Annotated in this window: 25 protein-coding genes and 1 tRNA gene; 14 read left to right on the plus strand and 12 right to left on the minus strand. The window is 59.3% G+C overall.

Annotation, left to right across the window (positions count from 1 at the left end; translation table 11 throughout):
- Nucleotide 1 precedes the first annotated feature (1 nt).
- Together cysE and DOU54_RS06840 are read left to right on the plus strand one after the other, a co-directional pair.
- Nucleotides 2–826, plus strand: a complete 825-nt coding sequence (gene cysE / locus DOU54_RS06835; RefSeq protein WP_004441918.1) for a serine O-acetyltransferase — start codon at nt 2–4, stop codon at nt 824–826.
- A gap of 141 nt (nt 827–967) precedes the next feature.
- Entirely contained in the window at nt 968–1,171 is a 204-nt protein-coding gene (locus DOU54_RS06840) for a DUF3126 family protein (RefSeq protein WP_003524869.1), read from the plus strand.
- Nucleotides 1,172–1,221: 50 nt separating this feature from the next.
- On the opposite strand, the gene DOU54_RS06845 is transcribed toward DOU54_RS06840, so the two are convergent.
- Complete coding sequence (locus tag DOU54_RS06845; RefSeq protein ID WP_113380594.1) at nt 1,222–2,616, minus strand: cytochrome P450; 1,395 nt, start codon at nt 2,614–2,616, stop codon at nt 1,222–1,224.
- Between the two features lie 111 nt (nt 2,617–2,727).
- Here DOU54_RS06845 and DOU54_RS06850 point away from each other — a divergent pair, with 111 nt between their 5' ends.
- The gene (locus tag DOU54_RS06850; protein WP_022556193.1) at nt 2,728–3,384 is read left to right on the plus strand and encodes a TetR/AcrR family transcriptional regulator; all 657 of its coding nucleotides are present in this window, start codon (nt 2,728–2,730) and stop codon (nt 3,382–3,384) included.
- An 87-nt stretch (nt 3,385–3,471) separates the two neighbouring features.
- On the opposite strand, the gene fdhA is transcribed toward DOU54_RS06850, so the two are convergent.
- Together fdhA and DOU54_RS06860 are read right to left on the minus strand one after the other, a co-directional pair.
- A complete protein-coding gene (gene fdhA, locus DOU54_RS06855) occupies nt 3,472–4,662 on the minus strand; it encodes a formaldehyde dehydrogenase, glutathione-independent (protein WP_004441915.1) in 1,191 nt (396 codons plus the stop codon).
- Between the two features lie 160 nt (nt 4,663–4,822).
- Nucleotides 4,823–5,695 carry an ATP-binding protein gene (locus DOU54_RS06860; protein WP_006697417.1) on the minus strand — a complete coding sequence of 291 codons (873 nt, stop codon included), beginning with the start codon at nt 5,693–5,695 and terminating at the stop codon, nt 4,823–4,825.
- 207 nt (nt 5,696–5,902) lie between these two features.
- On the opposite strand from DOU54_RS06860, the gene yajC reads away from it, so the two are divergent.
- The 5 genes from yajC to DOU54_RS06885 all read left to right on the plus strand — a co-directional run bounded on the left by yajC (nt 5,903) and on the right by DOU54_RS06885 (nt 10,741).
- On the plus strand, nt 5,903–6,250 hold the full coding sequence (yajC, locus tag DOU54_RS06865) for a preprotein translocase subunit YajC (RefSeq protein WP_004441911.1): 348 nt from the start codon (nt 5,903–5,905) through the stop codon (nt 6,248–6,250).
- 80 nt (nt 6,251–6,330) lie between these two features.
- On the plus strand, nt 6,331–8,895 hold the full coding sequence (secDF, locus tag DOU54_RS06870; RefSeq protein WP_113380595.1) for a protein translocase subunit SecDF: 2,565 nt from the start codon (nt 6,331–6,333) through the stop codon (nt 8,893–8,895).
- Entirely contained in the window at nt 8,895–9,287 is a 393-nt protein-coding gene (locus tag DOU54_RS06875) for an Mth938-like domain-containing protein (RefSeq protein ID WP_022556191.1), read from the plus strand. The genes secDF and DOU54_RS06875 overlap by 1 nt, the downstream gene beginning before the upstream one ends.
- Before the next feature lie 23 nt (nt 9,288–9,310).
- On the plus strand, nt 9,311–10,156 hold the full coding sequence (locus tag DOU54_RS06880) for a phytoene/squalene synthase family protein (protein WP_004441906.1): 846 nt from the start codon (nt 9,311–9,313) through the stop codon (nt 10,154–10,156).
- 126 nt (nt 10,157–10,282) lie between these two features.
- The gene (locus DOU54_RS06885) at nt 10,283–10,741 is read left to right on the plus strand and encodes a hypothetical protein (protein ID WP_113380596.1); all 459 of its coding nucleotides are present in this window, start codon (nt 10,283–10,285) and stop codon (nt 10,739–10,741) included.
- An 18-nt stretch (nt 10,742–10,759) separates the two neighbouring features.
- Here DOU54_RS06885 and DOU54_RS06890 read toward each other — a convergent pair whose 3' ends face one another.
- The 3 genes from DOU54_RS06890 to lipB all read right to left on the minus strand — a co-directional run bounded on the left by DOU54_RS06890 (nt 10,760) and on the right by lipB (nt 13,634).
- Nucleotides 10,760–11,698 carry a DMT family transporter gene (locus DOU54_RS06890; protein WP_162749519.1) on the minus strand — a complete coding sequence of 313 codons (939 nt, stop codon included), beginning with the start codon at nt 11,696–11,698 and terminating at the stop codon, nt 10,760–10,762.
- Nucleotides 11,699–11,770: 72 nt separating this feature from the next.
- The gene (locus DOU54_RS06895) at nt 11,771–12,838 is read right to left on the minus strand and encodes an NAD(P)-dependent alcohol dehydrogenase (protein ID WP_113380597.1); all 1,068 of its coding nucleotides are present in this window, start codon (nt 12,836–12,838) and stop codon (nt 11,771–11,773) included.
- A 64-nt stretch (nt 12,839–12,902) separates the two neighbouring features.
- A complete protein-coding gene (gene lipB / locus DOU54_RS06900) occupies nt 12,903–13,634 on the minus strand; it encodes a lipoyl(octanoyl) transferase LipB (RefSeq protein ID WP_006697422.1) in 732 nt (243 codons plus the stop codon).
- A 189-nt stretch (nt 13,635–13,823) separates the two neighbouring features.
- Between lipB and DOU54_RS06905 the strand changes: the two genes are divergently transcribed.
- Both DOU54_RS06905 and DOU54_RS06910 read left to right on the plus strand, forming a co-directional pair.
- Nucleotides 13,824–13,908: transfer RNA gene (locus DOU54_RS06905), tRNA-Leu, on the plus strand.
- 577 nt (nt 13,909–14,485) lie between these two features.
- Nucleotides 14,486–14,872 carry a PAS domain-containing protein gene (locus DOU54_RS06910; RefSeq protein WP_113380598.1) on the plus strand — a complete coding sequence of 129 codons (387 nt, stop codon included), beginning with the start codon at nt 14,486–14,488 and terminating at the stop codon, nt 14,870–14,872.
- Nucleotides 14,873–14,930: 58 nt separating this feature from the next.
- Here the strand turns inward: DOU54_RS06910 and DOU54_RS06915 are convergent, their stop codons facing one another.
- The gene (locus DOU54_RS06915; RefSeq protein ID WP_003502827.1) at nt 14,931–15,098 is read right to left on the minus strand and encodes a Thivi_2564 family membrane protein; all 168 of its coding nucleotides are present in this window, start codon (nt 15,096–15,098) and stop codon (nt 14,931–14,933) included.
- 124 nt (nt 15,099–15,222) lie between these two features.
- Here DOU54_RS06915 and DOU54_RS06920 point away from each other — a divergent pair, with 124 nt between their 5' ends.
- Nucleotides 15,223–15,651: an OsmC family protein gene (locus tag DOU54_RS06920; RefSeq protein WP_113380599.1), complete on the plus strand. Its 429-nt coding sequence runs from the start codon at nt 15,223–15,225 to the stop codon at nt 15,649–15,651.
- 3 nt (nt 15,652–15,654) lie between these two features.
- Here the strand turns inward: DOU54_RS06920 and DOU54_RS06925 are convergent, their stop codons facing one another.
- The 3 genes from DOU54_RS06925 to DOU54_RS06935 are packed head-to-tail and all read right to left on the minus strand — an operon-like array spanning nt 15,655 to nt 18,767.
- Entirely contained in the window at nt 15,655–16,149 is a 495-nt protein-coding gene (locus DOU54_RS06925) for a peptide deformylase (protein WP_113380600.1), read from the minus strand.
- An 18-nt stretch (nt 16,150–16,167) separates the two neighbouring features.
- Nucleotides 16,168–16,467: a hypothetical protein gene (locus DOU54_RS06930; RefSeq protein WP_006697425.1), complete on the minus strand. Its 300-nt coding sequence runs from the start codon at nt 16,465–16,467 to the stop codon at nt 16,168–16,170.
- On the minus strand, nt 16,467–18,767 hold the full coding sequence (locus tag DOU54_RS06935; RefSeq protein ID WP_113731020.1) for an FdhF/YdeP family oxidoreductase: 2,301 nt from the start codon (nt 18,765–18,767) through the stop codon (nt 16,467–16,469). The genes DOU54_RS06930 and DOU54_RS06935 overlap by 1 nt, the downstream gene beginning before the upstream one ends.
- A 393-nt stretch (nt 18,768–19,160) precedes the next feature.
- Here DOU54_RS06935 and mgtE point away from each other — a divergent pair, with 393 nt between their 5' ends.
- Complete coding sequence (gene mgtE, locus DOU54_RS06940) at nt 19,161–20,588, plus strand: magnesium transporter (protein ID WP_004441871.1); 1,428 nt, start codon at nt 19,161–19,163, stop codon at nt 20,586–20,588.
- 74 nt (nt 20,589–20,662) lie between these two features.
- Nucleotides 20,663–21,049: a MerR family transcriptional regulator gene (locus DOU54_RS06945; protein WP_004441868.1), complete on the plus strand. Its 387-nt coding sequence runs from the start codon at nt 20,663–20,665 to the stop codon at nt 21,047–21,049.
- Between the two features lie 247 nt (nt 21,050–21,296).
- Here DOU54_RS06945 and DOU54_RS06950 read toward each other — a convergent pair whose 3' ends face one another.
- Nucleotides 21,297–22,262, minus strand: a complete 966-nt coding sequence (locus tag DOU54_RS06950) for an acetyltransferase domain-containing protein (protein ID WP_113380602.1) — start codon at nt 22,260–22,262, stop codon at nt 21,297–21,299.
- A 68-nt stretch (nt 22,263–22,330) separates the two neighbouring features.
- Nucleotides 22,331–23,023: a DUF599 domain-containing protein gene (locus tag DOU54_RS06955; RefSeq protein WP_006697428.1), complete on the minus strand. Its 693-nt coding sequence runs from the start codon at nt 23,021–23,023 to the stop codon at nt 22,331–22,333.
- 500 nt (nt 23,024–23,523) lie between these two features.
- Here DOU54_RS06955 and cobU point away from each other — a divergent pair, with 500 nt between their 5' ends.
- Nucleotides 23,524–24,045 (plus strand): bifunctional adenosylcobinamide kinase/adenosylcobinamide-phosphate guanylyltransferase, encoded by a 522-nt coding sequence (gene cobU, locus DOU54_RS06960; RefSeq protein WP_004441859.1) that lies wholly within the window; start codon nt 23,524–23,526, stop codon nt 24,043–24,045.
- The last annotated feature ends 132 nt before the right edge of the window (nt 24,046–24,177 follow it).

The raw sequence follows: 24,177 nt of genomic DNA on the forward strand, positions 1-24,177 counted from the left end.
CATGGTCGCACGTACCGAGGCCCGTCAGCCTGAACAGCTGGCGATCGTCGACCCGATCTGGGGCAGCCTGCTGCATGAAGCGCGCAGCGCCGCTGCACAGGATCCGCTGCTTTCAGCCTTTCTTTATTCGACGATCCTCAACCACCGGTCTCTCGAAGAATGTGTGATCTACCGTATCTGCGAACTTCTCGACCATCCGGACATACAGGCCGTGCTGTTGCGTCAGACCTTCCAGGACATGCTGGATGACTGGCCGGAATGGGGAAGCGTTCTCCGCGTCGACATCCAGGCCGTTTACGATCGCGATCCGGCCTGCACGCGCTTCATGGAACCGCTGCTTTATTTCAAGGGTTTCCAGGCCATCCAGACCCATAGGCTTGCCCACTGGCTGCTGCAGAAAGGCCGCAAGGATTTCGCGCTTTATCTGCAGAGCCGGTCTTCGAGCATTTTCCAGACCGATATCAACCCCGCAGCACGCATCGGCAAGGGCATCTTCCTCGACCACGCCACCGGGCTGGTGGTCGGCGAAACGGCAGTCATCGGCGATAATGTCTCCATCCTGCATGGCGTCACCCTCGGCGGCACCGGCAAGGAAGGGGCGGATCGCCACCCGAAGATCGCCAACGGTGTGATGATCGGCGCGGGGGCGAAAATCCTCGGCAATATCGAAATCGGCAGCTGCTCGCGCATCGCCGCAGGATCTGTAGTGCTGAAGCCGGTTCCGCCGAAGACCACGGTTGCCGGCGTGCCGGCGCGGGTGGTGGGAGAAGCAGGGTGTTCTGAACCCTCGCGCCTGATGGACCAGCTCATCGGAGCCGATATCTGAGCGGCACTCTCGCGCTGACAGGTGGCCGGGTTTTTTGCCGTCGTCCGTGTGGAAGACACGGATGACCTGCCGCTTTCACTTTACTTTGGCCTTTGTCCCATGCCAAAAGCGGGCCAACGCGAACCGCACAGGAGAATAGTGGTGAAAGCCGACGAAATCAAAAAACTCGACGCCTACTTCAAGCGTACCTTCAACCCGACGATGGTGGTCAAGGCGCGTCCGCGCAAGGACGATTCCGCCGAAGTGTATCTTGGCGAAGAGTTTCTCGGCGTCGTTTACATCGATGACGAAGACGGCGACCGTTCCTACAATTTCTCGATGGCGATCCTCGACGTCGACCTGTGATCGTCACCGTTCGGTGACCCAGGGGGCCTCCATTCATCGCCCGCGGTGGTTCACGCCGCGGGCGATTTGTTTTTCCGTTGCACGATCCGCATCGTCAGGCGACTTTCCGGCCGCAATGTTACCCGCATCAGCGGTGCCGCAGTTGCCGTTGACCTGTTTTCCAGATGAAGGCCTTGCAGAAGAACGGCCAGAATCGCGACGGCTTCCATCATCGCAAAAGCATTGCCGATGCAGATGCGGGGTCCCGCCCCGAATGGCATATAGGCATAGCGGTGGCGCGCCTTCGTCTTTTCCGGTCCGAAGCGCGACGGATCGAAGCGCTCGGGCTCGTCCCACAAGGCGGAGTGGCGGTGCACGGCATAGATGGGCACGTAAAGAACGGTGCCCGCCGGAATATCATGCCCGCCGAGCCTGAAGTCTTCAAGCGCCGTGCGTGTAATGACCGGAGCTGGCGGGTAAAGCCGCATCGCTTCCGAGAACACCTGTCGGGTATAGGTCAGGCCGGCGATGTGTTCCGCCGCGACCGGTTCACCGGCAGTGACGGTGTCGATTTCCTCGAGGATTTTTCTCTCCGTTTCACGGTTCTTCGACAGAAGGTGAAACGTCCATGCGAGACCGAGCGCCGTCGTTTCGTGGCCGGCGGTGATGAATGTCAGGAGATTGTCGACGATTTCCGTGTCGGTCATCATGCGTCCGGTTTCAGGATCCCTGGCCTCCAGCAGCATCGAGACGAGGTCGTTCCTTTCGGATGGATTTTTCCGCCGTCCGGCAATCACCTTCGCGAGGCTTTCGCGCAGATAACCGACGGCGATCCGGGCCTTGCGCCGGCCAGGATGAGGTAGCCATTCCGGCGCCCCCAGCATGGTGAGCGCGAAGGTCCAGCCTGTTGGTTTCAGATAATCGGTGATGCTCTGTTCGACCCGCGCAACATCAATTCCGTATCCACCGGACATCATCGTTTCGACGATGATGTCGAACGTGGTTCGCATCATTTCGTGGCCCACGTCGATGTCACCAATGGAAGGAGAGCGCCAGCGCGCTTCCGTGCGTCGTGCCGTCTCGATCATGACCGGAAGCAGATCCAACAGCTTTTCGTGGCGGAAAGCGCCTGCGACGGATTGCCGTTGCCATTTCCAATGGTCCCCGTCGGCGGTCAGAAGTCCCTGACCGAGGGCCGGGCCGAGGACGCGCCGCACATCTTCACCCTTGCCAAGCAGATGGGCGTTCTTGACCAGAGCCTCGTGGATCAAAACGGGATCGGCGAGATGCACGCGCATCGTGTCGCCAAGGCGAGTGAAAACCGCAGGTTCATGAAAGATTTCCGGCGGCAACGCCTTCAACGGATTGCGGATAATGGAGAGAGCGAGACGCGCGGTGGCGAGCTTCGATACGGTTTGTGTCCCGATCGCCTCGGGCGAGGGGTTGCGAAGGCCGGTGTCGGTCATCTGCGGGTCCTTTATGCGCGTTGAACAATGGCAACATGCTGTTAAGGTGTTTACCTTATACCGGTAACTTAAGGTGTGCGCCTTAATTTTCAATGGTGGGGTGAAATTTCTATGATGAACGGCGCGAAACGGCCGGGGCGATCCCTGACACGTGAAAAAATTCTAGATGTTACACTCGGTCTCTTCAACGAACGTGGCCCGGACCGTGTGACAACGGCCGAAATTGCCGGCGATGTGAAAATCAACGAGGGCAATCTCTATTATCATTTCCGCACCAAGGAATCGCTGGTCCTTGCCCTGTTCGCCCGCTTCGAAAACGATGCGCTGGCGCTCGTCGCGACTGTTGACGGAGCGGACGAGGCGGCTGCGGCGACTTATGCCGGCTTTCTGCGGCAGTGGTTCTCTCTCGTCTGGAACTACCGCTTCCTTTTTCGCGATCTTGTCGGTCTGGTGGCGTTGGCACCGGGGCTGGTGGAGCCCGTCCGAACCATAAGCGCCGCCATGCGTCTGGCGGTCGGCCACATCGTCACGCGGATGCAGAATGCGGAGCTGGTGGACATTCCCGAACCGGAGCGCGAGGCGGTTTTGACGAATTTGTGGATCGTCTCGACCTATTGGGCGTCCTATCTTAATCTGCAGGAAGGTGTCAGTGAATTCGGGTCGCAGCAACTGGAGTGGGGGCTGCGGCAGGTCTCCAGTCTGTTCAGGCCTTATCTTTCTTCCGAGGCAATGGCCGAGCTGGAGGCACTGGGAGAAGGCGAGAAATAGTGTCTCCGACAGGGGACATTCCGCGCCAATGGAAAACCGCCCGTTTATAGCGGGCGGTTTCATTACACCGGTTTTCCGGTGCAGGCGTCAGGCCGCCTTGAGCAGGTCGCCATGCGGATCGAGCACGAACTTGGTGGCTGCGCCCTGGTCGAAGCTCTCATAGCCCTGTACGGCATCGTCGAGCGCAATGATCCTGGCGTTGACGATGTCGGCAATCGGCAGGCGGTCGTGCAGGATCGCCTGCATGAGCTGGCGGTTATATTTCAGCACCGGTGTCTGGCCGGTGTGGAAGGATTGCGCCTTCGCCCAACCGAGGCCGAAACGCAGTGACAGGCTGCCCTGTTTGGCAGCATCATCCACCGCGCCCGGATCTTCGGTGACATAAAGGCCTGGAATGCCGATCGAGCCGGCGGCGCGGGTGATTTCCATCATCTGGTTGAGAACGATCGCCGGCTGTTCGCCGCCTGCGTGGCCGCGCGCTTCAAAGCCGACCGCGTCGATGGCGCTGTCCACCTCGTTGGTGCCGACAATCTCCGCGATCATGTCGCCCAGCCGGTCGCCCTTAGAGAGATCGACGGGTTCGAAGCCGACTTTCGCAGCGTGGGCAAGACGATCCTTGTTGAAATCGCCGATCATGACGACCGCGGCACCCAGAATGCGGGCGGAGGCGGCAGCCGCGAGGCCTACCGGGCCGGCACCGGCGACATAAACAGTGGAGCCGACGCCGACACCGGCCTTCACTGCGCCGTGGAAGCCGGTTGGCAGAATGTCGGAGAGCATGGTGAGGTCGCGGATCTTCGACATCGCCTTGTCACGATCCGGGAATTTCAGCAGGTTGAAATCGGCATAGGGGATGGTGACATATTTCGCCTGACCACCGATCCAGCCGCCCATGTCGACGTAGCCATAAGCGCCGCCGGCGCGGGACGGGTTCACCGTGAGGCACACGCCGGTATCCTGCGACTTGCAGCAGCGGCAGCGGCCGCAGGCGACGTTGAACGGCACGGAGACGATGTCGCCAACCTGCAGCATCTCAACGTCGATGCCTTTCTCGATGACTTCGCCGGTGATTTCATGACCGAGAACGAGGCCCGGCATCGCCGTGGTGCGGCCGCGCACCATGTGCTGGTCGGAGCCGCAGATATTGGTGGAAATCACCTTGAGAATGACACCGTGCTCGATGCGGCGGCCATCCGGCGCCTCAAGCTTCGGGTCGTCGATGTCGCGGACTTCGACCTGACCCGGCCGCATGTAGACGACGCCTCTGTTCCTGCTCATATCCATCTCCTCCATGGTTGAACACCGTACCTGTCCGCTCCTCCGCGGGCAGATGACTTCATGGGTGCAGCAAACCATGAGAGGGGAGATGTGGCGTTCGGGAATACGACACGCGGTGTGGTCGTAACGACACCGCGTTTCGCCCGACGTCACGGTGGTGTTATCTGTCGAGCGGTTTCCTGAGGCGGCCGGCGGCGTCCTGAATATATTGCCAGGCGACACGGCCTGAGCGGCCGCCGCGGGTGGTTGCCCATTCCAACGCCTCGTGATGCAGTGTGTCGCGGTCGAGACCCAGATCGAAATGCGTGGCATAGCTGTCGATCATCGTCAGATAATCTTCCTGACCGCATTTGTGGAAACCGAGCCAGAGGCCGAAGCGATCGGAGAGCGACACCTTTTCCTCGACCGCTTCGGATGGGTTGATGGCGGTGGACTGCTCGTTTTCCATCATGTGACGCGGCAGAAGATGGCGACGGTTGGAGGTCGCATAAAACAGCACATTGTCAGGACGTCCCTCGATGCCGCCGTCGAGCGCTGCCTTCAGCGATTTATAGGCGGTGTCGTCATGGTCGAAGGAGAGGTCGTCGCAGAAAACGATGACGCGCTGGCCCGAGGCCTTGAGGATGTCGAGCAGGGCGGGCAGGGTGTGGATGTCCTCGCGGTGCACTTCCACCAGCTTGAGCGAAACACCGCTTGCCGCACGCACATCTTCGTGAACGGCCTTCACCAGCGAAGACTTGCCCATGCCGCGCGCACCCCACAGCAGCACGTTGTTGGCGGCGAAACCTTCCGCGAAACGCAGCGTGTTTTCGTGGAGAATGTCGCGGACATGATCGACGCCGCGGATGAGTTTCAACGCGATGCGGTTGGGGCGGGCAACAGGCTGCAGGAAAGAGTTCAGCGGCGCCCAGACAAAACAATCCGCCGCATTCCAGTCGTTTACGGCGGGCGCCGGTCCCGCCAGCCGTTCGACGGCATCGGTGAGCCGGCGCAGTTCTGAAAGAAGCAGGGAGGCCGTTTCTTCTCGAATCATGGTGTTTCTTCCGCTTGTCTGATGTTCAAAAGTCTGTTTTGCGCCCGGCCTAGCATGGTGTTTGGCGCCCATAAAGGTTAAGAGGTCCGGAATCGGTACGGCGAGGGCCCTGCATCTGTTGCAATCCCGGCGTTCCCCACTATATTCCGGCGGCTTGAAAGCTGGGGCGGCATACGAGGTCGTGCCGTAATCGTTGAGGAGTTTTATATGTTCATTAGTCAAGCTTTTGCCCAGGATGCAGCGGGCGGCACGTCGGCGCTGGGTTCCGGCCTTGAAATGCTTTTCCTGTTTGCGCCGCTCATGGTGGTCTGGTATTTTTTCCTCATCCGTCCGCAGCGCGCACAGATGAAGAAGCGCCAGGAAACGCTGACCAATATTCGCCGCGGTGATCAGGTCGTTCTCGGCGGCGGCATCGTCGGCAAGGTGACCAAGGTCATCGATGACAGTGAACTCGAAGTCGAAATCGCCGAAGGCGTGAAAATCCGCGCTGCCCGTGCTTATATCGCCGAAGTGCGCGTGAAGGGCGAAGTGGTCAAGACGGAAGCCGCTTCCTGATCCTGCCGGACAACCGAATGCCCGATTGCGAATTTTGACGGGTTGCGCAGAGCGCGACCCCAACCCTGACCGAGATCGAAATGCTTCATTTTTCCCGTTGGAAAACAGTCTTCATCTGGCTGCTTGTGCTGGCAAGCGTCGTCATCGCCTCTCCCAATCTGTTTACGGACAAACAGCTGGAGGGCATGCCCGCCTGGTACAAGGACAACAAGGTAACGCTCGGTCTCGACCTTCAGGGCGGTTCCCACATCATGCTCAAGATCGAGCGTTCCGACATCGTCAAGGAACGGCTCGAAACCATCGTGGGCGATGTGCGAACGCAGCTTCGCGATGCCAACATCCGTTATTCGGGCTTGACCGGCAACGGCCAGCAGATTCAGGTCCGCATCAGCGATCCGGCGCAGCTGGAAGCCGCCAAGAACGCACTTCGCGACCTGACGCAGCCGGTATCCGCCGGTACGCTGGTCGGCGGCTCCATTACCGAAGTGACGATGAATGATGGTGGCGACAATCTGCTGCGTCTCAATCTCACGGATGAGGGCATCGATTACCGCCTGTCATCAGCCGTTTCGCAGTCCATCGAAGTCGTGCGCCGCCGCGTTGACGAAGTCGGTACGACCGAGCCGCTCATCCAGCGTCAGGGTTCCGACCGGATCATCGTGCAGGTGCCTGGTCTTCAGGATCCGCAGCGCCTGAAGTCACTTCTCAACCAGACGGCAAAGCTCTCCTTCCGCATGGTTGACACCACCATGCCGGTGCAGGAAGCCATGAACGGCCGTCCGCCAGCGACGTCCGAGGTTCTCTATTCGCAGGACGATCCGCCGGTTCCCTATCTCGTGGAGCGCCGTGCGCTCGTTTCCGGCGACAATCTCGTCGACGCGCAGGCAAGCTTCAACCAGCAGACCAATGAACCCGTCGTCACCTTCCGCTTCGACAGCCGCGGCGCGCAGCGGTTTGCGCAGGCGACGCAGCAGAATGTCGGCAAGCCTTTCGCCATCGTGCTCGATAACCAGGTCATTTCCGCGCCTGTCATCCGTGAGCCGATCATTGGCGGTTCGGGCCAGATTTCAGGTAATTTCTCGGTGCAGGGCGCGAACGACCTTGCTGTGCTGCTGCGCGCCGGTGCACTGCCGGCGACGCTGACGGTGGTTGAAGAGCGTACCGTCGGTCCGAGCCTCGGTAACGACTCCATTACCGCCGGTCTGACGGCAAGCGCCATTGGCGCCGTGGGCGTCCTCATCTTCATGTTCGTGTTCTATGGCTTCTTCGGCCTGCTGGCGAATATCGCTCTTGTGGTCAACGTCATCATGCTGCTGGCCGTCCTCAGCGTGATCGGATCGACGCTGACACTACCGGGTATCGCCGGTATCGTCCTGACCATCGGCATGGCTGTCGATTCCAACGTTCTGATCTATGAGCGAATACGCGAAGAGGTGAAAAGCGGCAAACCACTGATCCAGTCACTGGATAATGGCTTTACCCGCGCCTTTGCGACCATCATTGACGCCAACCTGACGACGCTGATCGTGGCGAGCGTGCTTTTCTACATGGGCACGGGCCCGGTCAAGGGCTTTGCGGTTACGCTGGCCGTCGGTATCATCACGACCGTCTTCACGGCCTATACGCTGACAGCGTGGATGTTCGGTTACTGGGTTCGCCGCAGCCGTCCGAAGCATCTGCCGAAGGGCGTTCGTACCGCCATGTTCGATGGTCGCGACATCCCGTTCATGCGCTACCGTCGCGTGGTGTTCATGATCACCGGCGTCATCATGCTTGCCTGCGTTGGCGGTTTCATCGCCAAGGGCCTGAACCTCGGTATCGACTTCCAGGGCGGCTCCGTCATCGAAGTCCGTGCCAAGCAGGGTGAGGCCGATCTGGCCGATATCCGAGATCGTCTGAACCAGCTCAACCTGGGTGAAATCCAGGCTCAGAATTTCGGTACGCCGCAGGATGTTCTCATCCGCATTCAGGCGCAGGAAGGCGGCGAAAATGCCGAGCAATCCGCCATCACCATGGTGCGCGGCGAGCTTGAGGACAAATACGACTTCCGCCGCGTTGAAGTTGTCGGCCCCGCCGTTTCCGGTGACCTCACCTTCACCTCCACGATCGGCATCCTGCTCGCCATGACGGCGATCATGATCTACATCTGGGTTCGCTTCGAATGGCAGTTTGCGCTCGGCGCCGTCATTTCGATGGTGCACGACGTGGTCTTCACAATCGGCCTCTTCGTGTTCCTGGGGATAGAGTTCAACCTCACCAGTATCGCGGCGATCCTGACGATTATCGGTTATTCGCTGAATGACACCGTCGTCATCTATGACCGTATCCGCGAAAACCTGAGGCGCTATAAGAAGATGCCGCTGTCGATGATTATCGACGTGTCGCTGAACCAGACGCTGTCACGTACCATCCTCACCGGCTTGACCGTGCTTCTGGCGCTGCTCGCGCTCTACCTCTTCGGTGGCGAGGTCATCCGCTCCTTCACCTTCGCCATGCTCTTCGGTGTCGGTATCGGCGTGTTCTCGTCGCTCTACATTGCCGCTCCGGTGCTGATCGCCTTCAAGCTTCGTCCTGATAGTAAGGACACGGAAGACGAGAAGGATGAAAAGTCCGGCAACGCCATCGGCGGCAAGCCTGCCGTCTGATGGCCGGCGGGATCGAAATACGCCCGGCCCATTTTCCCGGCCGGGCGCCCATAGATGCTTATGGCAATGGCGGCTTCCGCTTTGCCGACATGTCGCATCGAGGCTCGCTTCTGCTCCTGCCTTCGGGCATTTACGGGTGGGAGCCCGTTGATGCCAAAGAACTGAGCGTCGGGCATTTCGAAAAGGTTCTGGCGGAAGCGCAGGATATCGAAGTGCTGCTGATCGGCACGGGAGATGGTATGCGGGTTCTGCCGAAGGAGCTGCGCGCGGCTTTCAAGGAAGCGGGCATTTCCATTGATCCGATGAGCACGGGTGCCGCCGTACGCACCTACAATATCATGCTTTCGGAATCGCGCGCCGTGGCTGCGGCGTTGATTGCCGTCGAAGGCTGACGTAACGCTCCGCGCGGGGAACCATGGCACCCACAGAAAATCTCGACGTCTGCCTTGCGACGCTGCGCGATACGGATCGTGACCGCTATCTCGCCTGTCTTCTGTCTCCCGCGGACAGGCGCAACGCTCTTGCAGCGCTTTATGCCTTTAACGCCGAGATTGCGCGTATTCGCGATTCCGTGCGTGAAGCGCTGCCAGGCGAGGTGCGCATGCAATGGTGGCGCGATCTGCTCGAGGGAAGTCCCCATGGGGACAGCCAGTCGCACCCCGTCGCGTCGGCGCTTCTGGAAACGATCGAGCGTTACAGGCTGCCACGATCGGTGCTTTCCAACATGATCGAGGCGCGCATCTTCGATCTCTATGATGATCCTTTCGAGGATCGCAACGCGCTTGAAGGCTATGCAGGGGAAACGGCTTCGGCGCTGATCCAGCTTGCCAGCCTCGTTCTGTCTCCGGAAGAGGCCGCGGCAAGCGCGGAAGCGGCCGGACATGCGGGTGTGGCGCAGGCCATGGCCGGCATGATGCTGCTCATGCCACTGCACCGTCGCCGTGGTCAGGTGTATATTCCAGCCGACATGCTCTCGGCCGCCGGGCTTGACCGGGAGACGTTCCTGGAAGGCACGGACCGACAGCGGATCGGCATTGCTATCGAACTGTTCGCGGCCCATGCGCTGGATCATATCGAGAAGGCAAGACGCGCTCGCATTTCGGGCAACGTCTTTGCGGCCTATTTGCCCGTCGCCATTTCCGGACCGGTCATAACGGCCGCGAGAAAGGCTGGCGCGGGCGTGTTTGAAGGCGAAGTGCAATTATCGCAGCTTCGTCGGCAATGGCTGTTGGCAAAAGCCTCTTTCCTCAAGCGCTTCTGATCGTCGCTCCTGGCGCCAATGCGGGGAGCCATACTTCGCGCAAGCCTCGTTTCCTATCAAAGCGAACAGGGTTCGCTTCGTTCGATTCGCGACCCATGATGTTTGGTTGCTGAGGGAGCGTTCCGGATGAATATGGCGATCTGGATTATCGTTTTCGTGCTGCTTTTGGTCTTTGCCGTTTATGCCTGGCGCATGTCGCGGGCGACGGATGAGGACAACAGCCATGATGTCGGGCAGGCGATCATGGATTTCGCCCGCGCCTTTCCCAATGAGGCGATCAGAAGCCTGCACATGACGGTAGATGGAGGCGCTGCCTTTGTGCGGCTGCACGACAACAAGGCCGGTTTCATGCGCAACATGGGTTCTCATTACGTCTGCGTGATGATCGATCCCGAGCGGATACGGGTGGAGAGCCTGCAAAGCGGAGACGGTTTCGTCGTTACGTTCTTCGACATGCCGAAATATAGCGGTTCATACCGCTTCAAATCGGCAGGAGAGGCGGCCGAAGTCTCTCTCTGGCTGCTCGGCAGTCTCGTCGAGGCGCAGGATCATCACGATGAAGGACCGCTGCCTTCCGGCACCTGATGGCTATCGCATGGCCCGTCACTGCCCGTCGAGCGGCGGCCGATTGGCCCCTGCCTGCTGGCGTTCGCGCCAGATGATGAACAGGCCGGATGCGACGATGATGAAAATACCGAGCCATTTCGACGGCGTCGGAAAATCCGAGAACAGCGCATAACCGAGGATCGTCGCCGAGATGATCTCGAAATACTGGAACGGCGCTAGCAGCGAGAGCGGGGCCAGCCTGAAAGCCCTGACGATCAGCAGATGCATGTAGCCGGATATCGATCCTAGCAGCACGAGCAGAGCCAGGGCCAATCCCGATTGCGGCAGCGAGACGGCGAAATCCTTGTCGCCGAGCGCATCGCCGGCAAGAAGGGCCGCTCCCATGAATAGCGTGCCGGCAATGCCCGACATGGTCTGCATCACAAGCGGGCTGTCGGCGTCGCCGATGGCTCGGTTCAGGAAGAGGTAGAGCGTGTAGAGGAATGCGCAGGCCACCGGCAGCAGCGAGGTCCAGCCGAAGATTTCGAAGCTCGGCTGAATGACAATCATCGCGCCGCCGAAGCCTACCACGATCGCCGTCCACCGCTTCCAGCCGACCCTGTCGCCGAGAAACAGAGCCGACATCATCGTCAGCATGAACGGTTCTACGAAATAGATCGCGAACACATCGGCAAGCGGCATGTATTTGACTGCGGCGAAGAACATCAGGCTGGCCGAAGCGTGCAATACGCCGCGCAGGCAGTTCATCCACGGACGCTTCGCGCTGAAAAGCGCGCTGGGTGAGACCATGAGCAGCAGCGGCAGGGTGCAGACCACCTGGAAGAAGAAGCGATAGAAGGTTACCTGCGCCGGTGACATGCCGCCGACCACGGCCATGTATTTGGCTATCGCGTCCATGACGGGCAGCACGAACATGCAGGTCGCCATGATCGTCATGCCCTTGGCGACATCGCTGAAACCGGTCTGGCTGGTCATGGTTCGAATAGCGCTTTCGACCGGAAGGTCCATTGAGAGAAGGGGGTGCTAAAGGCTGCCCCCCTTCGCAGGTCAGGCGGCCTTCTGGCGCGGCAGGCTCTTCATATCAATGACAAAACGATAACGCACATCGCTTTTTATCATGCGTTCATAAGCATCGTTGATCTGATCGATATCGATCATCTCGATTTCGGCGGCGATGCCATTTTCGGCGCAGAAATCCAGCATTTCCTGGGTCTCGGGAATGCCGCCGATCATCGAGCCGGCAAAGGTCTTGCGGCCCGGAATGAGACTGAACGCCATTACCGACAGCGGCTTTTCCGGCGCACCCACCTGCACCAGCGCGCCGTCTCGCTTCAGCAGGGCAAGATAAGCGTTGATGTCATGGTCGGCGGCGACGGCATCGATGATGAGGTCGAGGCTCGAAGCGGCCTTTTTCATCTGATCCGCATCGCGCGAGACGATCACCTCATGGGCGCCGAGTTTTTTTGCGTCTTCAGCCTTGCCGGGCGACGTCGTGATCATCACCACCGTCGCGCCCATGGCATTGGCGAGCTTCACCGCCATATGACCAAGGCCACCGAGACCGACAACGCCGACCCGCTTGCCGGGGCCTGCATTCCAGTGGCGCAGCGGGGAGTAGGTGGTAATGCCCGCACAGAGCAGGGGTGCGGCAGCGGCCGGATCGAGACCTTCGGGTATGCTGAGAACGTAACGGTCATCGACCACCACATGAGCGGAGTAACCGCCAAGCGTATGGGCGCTGCCGCCCATCGCCTTGTCAGGCGAATTATAGGTGCCGGTCATGCCGTTTTCGCAATATTGCTCCAGCCCCTCGGCGCAGCTTGCGCATTGCCTGCAGCTATCCACGATGCAGCCGACGCCGACGCGGTCACCCGTCTTGAACCTGGTGACATCCGAACCCACGCGGCCGACACGGCCGATGATTTCGTGGCCGGGAACGCAGGGGTAAAGAGAGCCCGGCCATTCGCTGCGGGCCGTGTGGATATCGGAGTGGCAGACGCCACAGAATTCGATTTCGATTTCGACATCGCGCGGGCCGGGATCGCGACGCTTGATGGTCGCGAGCTTCATCGGTGAAGAACCGTCGTCGCAGGCGTAAGCGGATGTTGTGAACATGGTCGTTCCTCCTCTTGTGGTGATCGATGCATCAAACACCGGCCTGCGGCAAGGGTTGCGGCGGTCAGCCGCCAGCGCCGGTTTCGGGGACTGCCGGGCCAAAAACCTCCTCGAAGGCCTCGCGCAGCAGGACGTCGACATCACCGATCATAACCGGCAATCCAAGATCGACAAGGCTGGTAACGCCATAGGCGCTGATGCCGCAGGGAACGATGCCGGTGAAGTGCGAGAGATCGGGATCGACATTGATCGCGAGCCCGTGAAAACTCACCCATTTGCGCAGACGGATACCCAGTGCGGCAATCTTGTCTTCTGCCATGCCGCCATCCGGCAGGAGAGGTTTTTCGGGGCGCCTGACCCAGACGCCGACGCGATCCTCCCGCCGCTCGCCACGCACGTTCATCTTATCAAGTGTGCGGATGATGACATCCTCGAGTGCCGCAACATAGGCGCGGACATCCTGGCGGCGGCGTTTGAGATCAAGCATGACGTAAGCGACCCGCTGGCCAGGGCCGTGATAGGTATATTCGCCGCCGCGCCCCGTGGCGAAGACCGGGAAACGATCCGGTTCGATCAGATCGGCCACATCGGCGCTGGTGCCTGCCGTATAAAGCGGCGGATGCTCCAGAAGCCAGACGAGTTCGTCCGCCTCGCCAGCTGCGATGGCGCTAACCTCGCGCTCCATTTCCTCTACCGCCTGCTCGTAAGGCACGAGGCCATCAGAGATTCGCCAGCGAACGGGCGGCGAACCGGCGGCGGGGAGCATTTTTGTCTCGATATCCGTGCGTGTGAGCATGAAAAAGTCCTTTCCACAGCCTTCTCGCAAAATGGCGTCACGGCCGCAACCCCAGCATTTCCGGGCTTCCTGCATATAGGATGGTGCAGTGCGATTTTTAATTTCAAAAAACTGTCACGACGCTCTTGTGCACCCAAAATCCTTTTGCTACATGCACCCCCGTCGGCGCAAGTCGACGCCTACCACGATGCGGTCGTGGCGGAATTGGTAGACGCGCAGCGTTGAGGTCGCTGTGGGGCAACCCGTGGAAGTTCGAGTCTTCTCGACCGCACCAAAGAAACCCGCTTCGGCGGGTTTTTTCTTTTTCAGCCAATCGGTTAACCCTGACCCCACAAGACGCCAGGCTGCGTCGGAGCCAATTCGGCTACCGTGTTTTATCTTGCCGTCGGCATTATAAAAATTACGGGCGGCAAATCATTGACCCGACGCCGCCCGAATTGAATGGCCGGACTGAACTAGCGTCGGTAACGCTGTCCGTCCCCGACACGGTAGGGGTCCCCATCCATTACCTGATCCATTCGCCACTCGTTTCCACGATATGGGCTATGCCACGTCTGGCATCCGGCCAGAAAGACGGTTGCGGTCAGCAATCCGAAAGTAAGGGCGGCTCGCATCATCTTGAACTCCTCGAAATGTCATCCCAGCCATGTAGGCGCACGCCCGCATTTTTGCGATACCTCGTCGGAATTTGTCGTCCGTTTTAGAACGGCGCAACAATTTGGATTGCCGGAAAATTCCGGTGGATATTGATGCACGCTTTGGTAGCTCGTCTGCTCCCCCCACAAAACGAGGGGTGGAATATGAGAGGTCTGATGTTAGCTTTTGTCAGGAAATAATGTCCGGGGGTTTTCGTGCAGGGGGACAAGACGGATTCAGACAATGCGCTCGGTTATTACATGTGGAGCATTTCCGACAACAGGCTGATCATGGATGCGGTTACCGCGGAATGCCATGGATTTTCCGAACCGGTTGCATCACGCGGGGTAACGATCGAGGAGATTCTGGAAAGGATCGATATTGAGATGCGCGATCGGGTGGCACAGGCCATTTTCGACAGCATCACCACGGGCGTCTTTTTCGATCAGCGTTACAAGGTCAACCTGCCTGACGGCTCTAGCCGATGGATCGCGGCAAAGGGCAGGGCGATCTTCGATCCGGAGGGCACGCCTTTTCTCGGTATAGGCAGCGTCCGGGATATCACGCTGAAAAAACCTTACCAGTTTGAACCACGCCAGTAACGACAACAAAAAAGAGGCGGCTTTCGCCGCCTTTTTTCGTCTGCGCCTTGCCGGGACATCAGAACACGGCGAGATATTTCAACAGCGAAATGATGCCGATAATAATGACGATAACCTGTGCGATCTGCTTGGCGCCGCCGCCAACGGGCAGTCGCGCGATGAGCCACAAGACAAGCACAATCACCAGGAAGGTGATCAGAATGCTGACGAGCGTAGATGTAACCATATGTCCCAGCTCCCTATTGAAATTCGATATTCAACGATGGTTCACCGTTGCGTGAGTAAAAAGGCGCCAGCCGGTATTTTGTTCCATGTGGTCGATTGCGCGCGATTAAATTAGGATTTTCTGAATGACCGAGAGCGTGAGGATGAAATCGAGGCCGGTCGGCGCTTCCGTCAGCGTGGGGCGGCTTGGCCGTCCTCATGTGTCGTCGGTCACCGGTGGCGCTCTGGACATCGTCACGGGGGTTTCGGAGCCAGGGTTTAACCCAATCGATCTTTTATACTCCTCGCTGGCCGCCTGCCTGGCGCTCAGCGTCCGCATCGCAGCCAGCAGCTTGGGACTGCTCGATCTGTTCGAGGGTGTTCGTGTTGATGTCTCCGGCGAGAAATCGGCTGATGAACCCTATCGCATCATCCGCTTCGACATTCGGATGGAGATCGCCGGAAACTTCAACGCGGCGGAGCGACTGGCGCTTGCGCACAGGGCGGAGGATATCTGCACCGTCAGCAACACGCTGAAGGGCGATGCGGAATTTACGCTGTCGATTACCAGCTGACGGTTACGGCTTCCTCGACTTTTCCCATTTCTTCACCAGCCGGTCGCGTTTCAGCTTAGAAAGCCGCTTCACCCAGAAAATGCCGTCAAGCTGGTCAATCTCGTGCTGGATGCAGATGGCGTGAAATCCCTCGACGGCCTGACGGTGCTCCGTGCCGTCGATGTCCTGAAACCTCACTTCGATCTTGGATGGCCGCTCCACTTCGTCCGTGAAGCCCGGCATCGAGACGCTGCCCTCCACATGTCGCATGGTCTGCGTGGCGCGGCCGATGATTTCGGGATTAACGTAGGTAAGAACCGTCCCCGGCGTCAGTTCCAACACAAAAACACGCTGCTTCACGCCGATATGGGCGGCGGTGATGCCGACACCCGGGGCGGCGCGCATCGTGTCGATCAGGTCGCTGACAAGATCCCGCAATTGCCCGTCAAACACCGTGACCGGCTCGCAGATTTCCGATAAGCCGGGATGCGGATAGGGCAGGATAGGCCTCGTTGCCAAGGAAATGCTCCGTTCGTTTCAAATCCGGGCGGCGGCAGCGAGCGCCTTTCCCTCCGCCGTCGCTTCCAGGAAGCTGCGCTGGGTGCGGGCATCGCGTCTCGTTACCTGCACGAAGCGCGGTGACAGACCGGCGATTTCGCGCAGAACGAGGGCATGTGCAAGACCCAGCCTGTTGGCAATGCCGCGGCTGTCTGTGGCTATATTGAAGTCGACCGCAATCAGTATCGCCGCGCCGGTGGATGTCAGCAAGGGCTGCGATCGCTCTTGAACCCGTGCCACCGCAGCCATGAAGGCATCAGCGGACTGTTCCTCATTCATCAGGAGGCATCCGGGCGCAGGCGGACGGACACGAGCACGGATTTAGACGTCGGTGTAAAACTGTCTTTGCCATAGCTCGACAGCGGCACCAGCACATTCAGTTCCGGATAATAACCGCCGATGCTGCCCCGCGGAATATTGTAGGGCACCAGCCGGAAATTCTGTGCGATGCGTTCGACCCCATCGCCATATTCGCCAACGACATCGACACGCTGGCGGGAATGGGCGCCGAGCGCTTGCATATCCGCCGGGTTCATGAAGATGACGTGGCGTTCGCCATAAACGCCACGATAGCGGTCGTCCATGCCGTAGATCGTGGTGTTGTATTGATCGTGGCTGCGGAAGGTCTGCAGGACGAAAAGTTTCTCGCGCGTGAGCGCCTGCTGGTGTTCGGTCTGTTCGGGCAGGGGGCCGCTGAAAAAGATCGCCTTTTTCGCCGGTGTGTTCCATTGCCGTTCCGCAGCCCTATTGGGCAGACGGAAGCCGCGCGGCACGCGAACGCGTTCGTTGAAATTCTCGAAGCCGGGTATGACCCGCTCGATCATGTCGCGGATAAGATCGTAATCATCAGCGAGCGCTTTCCAGTTCACAGGCCCGCTGCCCAGCGTCGCTTCTGCGATGCCGGCGATGATGGCGACTTCCGAGCGCAGCTCGTCCGAAGCCGGTGGATTGATGCCGCCGGAGCCGTGCACCATGCTCATGGAATCCTCGACCGTGACGATCTGCGCCCGGCCTGCCGAATTGCGGTCGATCTCGGTTCGCCCCAGGCAAGGCAGCACGAACGAGGTTTCGCCCGGCACGAGATGCGAATGATTGAGCTTGGTGGCGATGTTGACGGTGAGCTTCTGATTTTCGAATGCCTTGATAATAAGCGGGCTATCGGGCGTGGCGCGCAGGAAATTACCCCCGAGCGCAACGAAGGCTTGCGCCTTGCCCTCAAGCATGGCCGCCACAGCCTCCACCGTATTGTGGCCGGGCTTGCGCGGCATGGTAACGCCGAGTTCCTTTTCCAGCGCATCGAGAAGTGCGGGCGGTGCTTTTTCATCGATGCCGACGGTGCGGTCGCCCTGAACGTTGGAATGACCGCGCACGGGGCAAAGGCCCGCACCGGGACGACCGACATTGCCGCGCAGCAACATGAAATTCGTGATCTCGCGCACGATGACGACCGAGTGACGATGCTGAGTGACGCCCATGGCCCATGTCGCGATGACGGAGCCGGCCTTCATGTAGATGTGGGCGGCTTCTTCGATCTCCTCGCGGGTGAGGCCGGACTGGTCGAGAATGGTCTCCCAGCTCGTCGCTTCGACGGCGGCACGGTAGGCCTCGAACTCCGCTGCATGTTCGGCGATGAAGTCGTAGTCGATGATGGCGGGTTCGCCCGCCGCCCTTGCGGCGTCGTCAGCGGCGAAGACCGCCTTGCTCATGCCGCGCACCGCCGCCATGTCGCCGCCCTGGCGCGGCTGGTAATAATTGGTGGCAATCTTCGTGCTGCCGCCACTGATCATCTCGATCTTGTCCTGCGGGTCTGCAAAGCGCTCCAGCCCCTTTTCGCGAATGGGATTGAAGACGGCGATCCGGGCGCCGCGCAGGGCGGCGCGGCGCAGGTCGCCCAGCATGCGCGGATGATTGGTGCCCGGGTTTTGCCCGATCACGAAAATCGCGTCGGCCTTTTCAAAGTCCTCGAGCAGCACCGTTCCCTTGCCGACACCGATCGATGCGTTCAATCCGACACCGCTTGCCTCGTGGCACATGTTGGAGCAGTCGGGGAAATTATTGGTGCCATAAAGCCGCACCATCAGCTGATAAAGGAAAGCCGCCTCGTTGGAAGCGCGGCCGGCCGTATAGAATTCAGCCCGGTTCGGGTTGTCGAGACCGTTGAGGATGCTGCCGATTTCGGTAAAGGCCTCGTCCCACGATACGGGCAGGTATTTGTCGCTCATCCGGTCATAGCGCATGGGATGGGTGAGACGCCCCTGTTTTTCCAACTCGTAATCGGACCAGCCGCGCAGTTCGGAGACGGTGTGGCTGGCGAAGAACTCCGGCGGCACGCGGGCTTCGGTCGCTTCCCAGGATACCGCCTTGACGCCGTTTTCACAGAACTCGAAAGAGGAGCCGTGTTCCGGATCGCCCCAGGCGCAACCGGGACAGTCAAAACCATCCGGCTGATTGGTCTTCAACAGGGTGCGGACGCCCGAGATCGGTGCCCCGGATTCCAGAAGGCGCTTGCCGACGCTCTTAAGTGCGCCCCAACCGCCTGCGGCGGACGATGCCTTGCCGATGAAACCCGTCTTGCTCATGGTTTGCCACCCCGAAACTGACTTTCCGCGTCCGGTCGGCGCGGTTTGTTCTTTGTCAAAAATATCTTCAGAAGCGCCCATCCGCATCGGCTGTCAACGCCTTTGTTGTGCGTTGCGGTAAAACCAGCGTCATGGCCATCAACCTTGGCTGCGGAACGGCGTAAAGGGTGCGGGCGTTGTCGTAAAACAAGCGGCACGGATCGGCTATTCATGCTTATAAGCCGCACTCCGCCCGGTCCTGCCGGAGAGGCGAAGAGGAATGACGAATGGAATTTTCGCGACACGCGCGAAGCTTAGGTATTTGCAGCTATCCGGTTGTTGACAATATGCTTTTTAACGCCATTCTGCCTTCGAATCCGAGCATTGCGGCATTTGAATACAAGGGGACGCCAGATGACAGACCGTGACGACGACGCTGTCGCGCCCGATGAATTGAAGCCGTTGGATGCCCCGTCGGATATTTATGCCGAAGATGGCTCGGTGCGTTCCGATTTTCTGACGATGGTGGGTGCGGCAATCGCCGATCGCGACCTCTTGTTCCTGCGCAAGAATGTGGCGCGACTGCATGAATCCGAACTCGGAGACCTGCTTGAATCAATTCTCCCGGAACAGCGCCACGCGCTTGTGCGGCTGCTCGGTTCCGATTTTGATATGACGGCGCTGACCGAGGTGGATGAAGGTATCCGCCTCGATATCGTCGATCAGATGTCGAACGAGCAGATCGCTGCCGGTATCGGCGAACTCGATTCGGACGACGCCGTCTACATTCTTGAAGACCTCGACGACGAGGATCGTAAGGACATTCTCTCGCAGCTGCCCTTCACCGAACGCGTGCGGTTGATGCGGGCGCTGGACTATCCTGAGAGCTCGGCCGGTCGGCGCATGCAGACGGAATTCGTCGCCGTGCCGCCATTCTGGACTGTCGGGCAGACTATTGATTATCTGCGAGAGGAGGAGGAACTCCCGGATTCCTTCACCCAGATTTTTGTCATCGATCCCACTTTTAAGCTGGTCGGCGCGCTCGATCTCGACAAGGTGCTGCGGGCCAAGCGCCAGGTGAAGATCGAAACGATCATGCATGAGACAAACCATTCCATTCCAGCCGAAATGGACCAGGAAGAGGCAGCGCAGCTCTTCGAGCAATACGACCTTCTGTCCGCCGCCGTGGTGGACAATAACGGCCGGCTGGTCGGCGTGCTGACCATCGATGACGTGGTCGACGTCATCCAGGAGGAGGCCGAGGAAGACCTTCTGCGTCTCGGCGGTGTGGGTGACGAAGAGCTGTCGGACTCCATCGCCAGCACGTCGCGTTCCCGTGTTCCGTGGCTCGCCGTCAATCTCATCACTGCCTTTCTGTCCGCTTCCGTCATCAGCCTGTTCGATGCGACGATCCAGCAGATCGTCGCGCTGGCGATCCTGATGCCTGCGGTCGCCGGCATGGGCGGCAACGCCGGATCGCAGACCATGACGGTATCGGTGCGCGCGCTTGCCACCAAAAGCCTCGATATCAACAATGCCGCCCGCATTATTCGGCGCGAGGCGGGGGTGGGCATTCTGAACGGCATGCTGTTCGGTTGCGCCATCGGCGTTGTCGCGGCGCTATGGTTTCAGGACATCCATATTGGCGGCATCATCGCCACGGCCATGTGTCTCAACATGCTCGCGGCGGCCCTGGCCGGAATTCTCATTCCGCTCGTCCTCGACAAGTTCGGAGCTGATCCTGCCGTCTCATCCGCCGTCTTCGTAACGGCGGTAACGGACATTGTCGGTTTTTTTGCCTTCCTGGGAATAGCGACCTGGTGGTACGGAATTTCGGGATAGGCGAGGGCGGCCATAAAATTGACTTTTACGTGAAGGTCAAATAATAATGATCCGGTTAGGAATCGGATAGGCCCGTGAACAAATATTATAGCATAACCGAACTGACCCGAGAATTCGGTGTTTCCACCCGCACACTCAGATTTTATGAGGATGAAGGGTTGATCCATCCTGAGCGGCGCGGGCGCACCAGGCTTTTCCGCGCTGCGGACCGTCGTCTCATTCAGGAAATCCTGCGCGGTCGCCGTATCGGTTTCACGATAGCCGAAATCCGCGAGATAATTCAGGTCTACAAGGAACCGCCGGGGGAATCGGGCCAGCTTGTGCTCCTGATGAAGAAGGTCGATGAAAAGCGCGCCGATCTTCGGCAGAAGCGCAAGGATATCGAGGAGACGCTGGCGGAGCTCGACAATGTCGAAGAAGCCTGTCTGACGCGTCTTGCCGAAATCGGCGTTGGGACCTGAGCACTGCTTTTTAGCGGTATTGGATATTCCGTTGACGTAACTGTCGTGAACGGCTCCGAGCCTCTCCGCTTTGCTTCATAGGAAACGAGCGGGTTCCGCTAGCCTTTTCTCCCAGCCGACGAGAATGTCGCGGGGACATGATCTCGATTTATCACCGACGCTCGCCCCCTGATCCGACCCTTCGGGCCACCTTCTCCCCGGAAAGGGGGAGGAAAGACGGCGACCGCTGACGCTCTGGCTGCCTGCGCTACTGCGCCTCAACAGTGCACTGCTGTGCCACTTCGCTGACCTGCGTCTGCTGATCCGCGGTCAGCTTGCCTTCCATCATGATGTCGAAAAGGCTTTCCGCCTGGAGCTTCTCCAGCGTGCAGCCGCAGAAGCGCTGGCACAGCTCCAGCCCGTTCGCCTGTTCGACGCAGCTTTTTTCGCAGCTTGATTTGTATAGTTCGACCTGATCGACAGGCGGGGGCGGGGCGACGAGCGACAGGGTGTAAACAAGGCCGATTAATACCGGCTGGTGGATGAGATAGAAGGCAAGGCTGTGACGGCCGGCGCTTGCAAGAAGGTTGCGAGGTGAACTCGGGCTTCGAAAGCGGTCGAGCCAGCCGCGCGGCGAGACGAATTGCGAGACCGCAAGCCCGGCGAGGAACGGCGCAAGCCAGGGCAGCAGCGGGACATAATCATTCGAACGGGGTGGCTGGGTGGAAAAGCCGATCCAGGCCAGCCATTTTGCATTGAACAGTTCGGATTGCAGATATTGCGGCAGGATAAAAGCAATCACAGCGAAAAGCAGTGTCACGGCTGCGGGTGCCCTGAGGAACAACAATCCCACGAGGCTTGCGGCGGCAATATTATGCAGTATGCCGAAGAAGATGAAGCTGTCCGGAAAGGCAAAATAGGTGGCGATGGTGATGAGCAGCGCCGAACCGGCCACCATGGCGAAACGCTTGCCGAAGGATGGCCAGTTCACGCCCTTGCCGTGGGCGAGAAACAGGCTGAAACCCGCAAGGAACAGAAATGACGTGGCGATGCCACGTGCGTAAAGCTTCCAGAGGCCCGTGGTTGCCGTGGCTGGCTCTAGATAACCGAAATATTCCAGATTCCACGTGAAGTGGTAGGACGCCATGGCGATGAGGGCCAGCCCGCGGAGCGTGTCGAGGCCGCCTATGCGGCCTTTACGGCGGTTTTCGTCGGCGACTGTGTTTGTGTCCATGGTTTCCGTGTTTCAGCTTTCGGTAAGGCCGGTGTCCTGCTCGGCTTGGCCCTTGAAGTGCGGCTATTTCAAGGCCTGTTTTCTTCCATGATGGCGCGTCGCGCCTCGGAAAAGAACTGGCGGCGCAAGAGCGCGACAATGATGATGACCGTGCTGGCGATGAAGACATAGGGGCTGATGAACCAGCCGAGATAACCGATGGACAGAAAGATGGTCCGCAGGCCGTCATTAAAGTTCTTGGCGGCGATGATATTCATCTTGATGACGTTCTCGGCCGCGCGTTCCGCCGCCTCGCGGTCGGCGCCGACGTCGTGCACCATGGGAATGGCGCCGAAGAGGATGGTGCAATAGTTGAACAGCCGGTAGGACCAGCCGAATTTGAAGAAGGAGTAACCAAAGAGACAGGTGAGCCCGATGACCTTCAGTTCAAAAGCCGTGCGACCAGCATAATGCACGAAAGGCATGTCGCGAAACACCGACTCGACCTGCTCGGTCGCCCCCAGAAGGGCAAAACATCCGCCGATGGCGAAGATGGAGGTGGAAGCGAAAAAGGCGGTTCCGTTCTGCAGGCCGGCCATGATCTGCGTGTCGATCATCTTCAGGTCGCGCTTCAGCGAATTCATGATCCAGTCGCGACGGCGCTCAGCCATGGCCTGGTTGAGGCTGGCGCGCGAAAACAGCCTCGTTCCCGTCGTCACATGGGTGTAGGCGGCCCATAGAAGGATGAAAACGACAATCGCGATATAGTCGATGACGGTCATTACGGGCAGGCCACCTTGCTGTTTGCGAATCTTCGAAACCATATTGATTTGAAGGCCATGGCAAGGCAATGGCGGCGGCTGACGTCACTCCCATATTCTCTTTTGGCGTTGCGGTTTCATCATTCGGTTTAACGCTAACTTTCCGGTAACCAAGTCGCTTTATCAGTCCTGTCGCGGACGACAGGTCTGCCGGTTCCGGGTTAAGGTTTTGCGTACCGGTTCCGCCTGGTTTTTCACCAACGGCAGGGACGGATTGACAGGATGGACGTTCGCACCTAGCTTTTCTTCCGGACCGGTGTTTCCGGTATCCGGAGCATCAAGACTGATATGCCCCGCATCCTGCAGGCAGGTCTTGTTTTTCCGGCCCGGTATCAGCGGCAGTCCGGCGTGAGCAACCGGGGGACGCCTTTTCTACGAATCGTTCCTTTCATGTCCGCCTGTCACTGGCTCGCGACCCGGCGAAGATGCCGGTCCGTTTATTCTCTTCCTTCAGGTTTCCCATGACAGATAATAACCGCTCCGTTTTCATTCTTGGCGGCGCGCGCTCCGGCAAATCGCGTTTTGCGGAAGAGCTTGCCATAAAAGCGGGCGGAAACCTGCATTATCTGGCCACCGGCCGGGCTTGGGATGACGAGATGCGTGACCGGATCGCCCATCATCAGGCGCGGCGTGGCGGCGAATGGACCACCCATGAAGCGCCGGTCGATATCGCCGCCATGCTGGAGCGGCTGGACCGGCCGGACAATGTCGTTCTCGTCGATTGCCTCACTTTGTGGCTTACCAATCTGATGATGGAAAATGCGGATTTCGATGCTGCCTTCGCGGCACTTGAGGCGGCGATCCTGTCGGCTCGGGCGAAGCTGATTTTCGTTTCCAATGAAGTCGGTCTCGGCATCGTGCCGGAAAATCGCATGGCGCGGGAATTCCGGGATCATGCGGGGCGGCTGCATCAGCGAATCGCCGCCATTGCCGGTGAGGTCTTTTTCGTCGCCGCCGGGTTGCCCCTGAAAATGAAGGGCTGAAGCGGCACCCGCGAAAGTGCGGTCGACATCGCCGTATCCTTGTTTATAGGCAAATTCCCCCTGCAAATGCGAGCCGCATTTTGGCGAGGCTGCGACAGCTTTGCTTTCTTGATCTGGATCAAGGTCGCTTCC

This window comes from Agrobacterium sp. MS2 (assembly GCF_003261015.1).
Taxonomy (GTDB): domain Bacteria; phylum Pseudomonadota; class Alphaproteobacteria; order Rhizobiales; family Rhizobiaceae; genus Agrobacterium; species Agrobacterium pusense.

Excerpts from the sequence above, each read along its gene's own strand:
- cysE (WP_004441918.1), top strand. The coding sequence starts at position 2 with ATGGTCGCACGTACCGAGGCCCGTCAGCCTGAACAGCTGGCGATCGTC.
- DOU54_RS06845 (WP_113380594.1), bottom strand. The coding sequence starts at position 2,616 with ATGACCGACACCGGCCTTCGCAACCCCTCGCCCGAGGCGATCGGGACA.
- DOU54_RS06850 (WP_022556193.1), top strand. The coding sequence starts at position 2,728 with ATGATGAACGGCGCGAAACGGCCGGGGCGATCCCTGACACGTGAAAAA.
- fdhA (WP_004441915.1), bottom strand. The coding sequence starts at position 4,662 with ATGAGCAGGAACAGAGGCGTCGTCTACATGCGGCCGGGTCAGGTCGAA.
- DOU54_RS06860 (WP_006697417.1), bottom strand. The coding sequence starts at position 5,695 with ATGATTCGAGAAGAAACGGCCTCCCTGCTTCTTTCAGAACTGCGCCGG.
- yajC (WP_004441911.1), top strand. The coding sequence starts at position 5,903 with ATGTTCATTAGTCAAGCTTTTGCCCAGGATGCAGCGGGCGGCACGTCG.
- secDF (WP_113380595.1), top strand. The coding sequence starts at position 6,331 with ATGCTTCATTTTTCCCGTTGGAAAACAGTCTTCATCTGGCTGCTTGTG.
- DOU54_RS06875 (WP_022556191.1), top strand. The coding sequence starts at position 8,895 with ATGGCCGGCGGGATCGAAATACGCCCGGCCCATTTTCCCGGCCGGGCG.
- DOU54_RS06880 (WP_004441906.1), top strand. The coding sequence starts at position 9,311 with ATGGCACCCACAGAAAATCTCGACGTCTGCCTTGCGACGCTGCGCGAT.
- DOU54_RS06885 (WP_113380596.1), top strand. The coding sequence starts at position 10,283 with ATGAATATGGCGATCTGGATTATCGTTTTCGTGCTGCTTTTGGTCTTT.
- DOU54_RS06890 (WP_162749519.1), bottom strand. The coding sequence starts at position 11,698 with ATGACCAGCCAGACCGGTTTCAGCGATGTCGCCAAGGGCATGACGATC.
- DOU54_RS06895 (WP_113380597.1), bottom strand. The coding sequence starts at position 12,838 with ATGTTCACAACATCCGCTTACGCCTGCGACGACGGTTCTTCACCGATG.
- lipB (WP_006697422.1), bottom strand. The coding sequence starts at position 13,634 with ATGCTCACACGCACGGATATCGAGACAAAAATGCTCCCCGCCGCCGGT.
- DOU54_RS06915 (WP_003502827.1), bottom strand. The coding sequence starts at position 15,098 with ATGGTTACATCTACGCTCGTCAGCATTCTGATCACCTTCCTGGTGATT.
- DOU54_RS06920 (WP_113380599.1), top strand. The coding sequence starts at position 15,223 with ATGACCGAGAGCGTGAGGATGAAATCGAGGCCGGTCGGCGCTTCCGTC.
- DOU54_RS06930 (WP_006697425.1), bottom strand. The coding sequence starts at position 16,467 with ATGAATGAGGAACAGTCCGCTGATGCCTTCATGGCTGCGGTGGCACGG.
- DOU54_RS06935 (WP_113731020.1), bottom strand. The coding sequence starts at position 18,767 with ATGAGCAAGACGGGTTTCATCGGCAAGGCATCGTCCGCCGCAGGCGGT.
- mgtE (WP_004441871.1), top strand. The coding sequence starts at position 19,161 with ATGACAGACCGTGACGACGACGCTGTCGCGCCCGATGAATTGAAGCCG.
- DOU54_RS06950 (WP_113380602.1), bottom strand. The coding sequence starts at position 22,262 with ATGGACACAAACACAGTCGCCGACGAAAACCGCCGTAAAGGCCGCATA.
- DOU54_RS06955 (WP_006697428.1), bottom strand. The coding sequence starts at position 23,023 with ATGACCGTCATCGACTATATCGCGATTGTCGTTTTCATCCTTCTATGG.
- cobU (WP_004441859.1), top strand. The coding sequence starts at position 23,524 with ATGACAGATAATAACCGCTCCGTTTTCATTCTTGGCGGCGCGCGCTCC.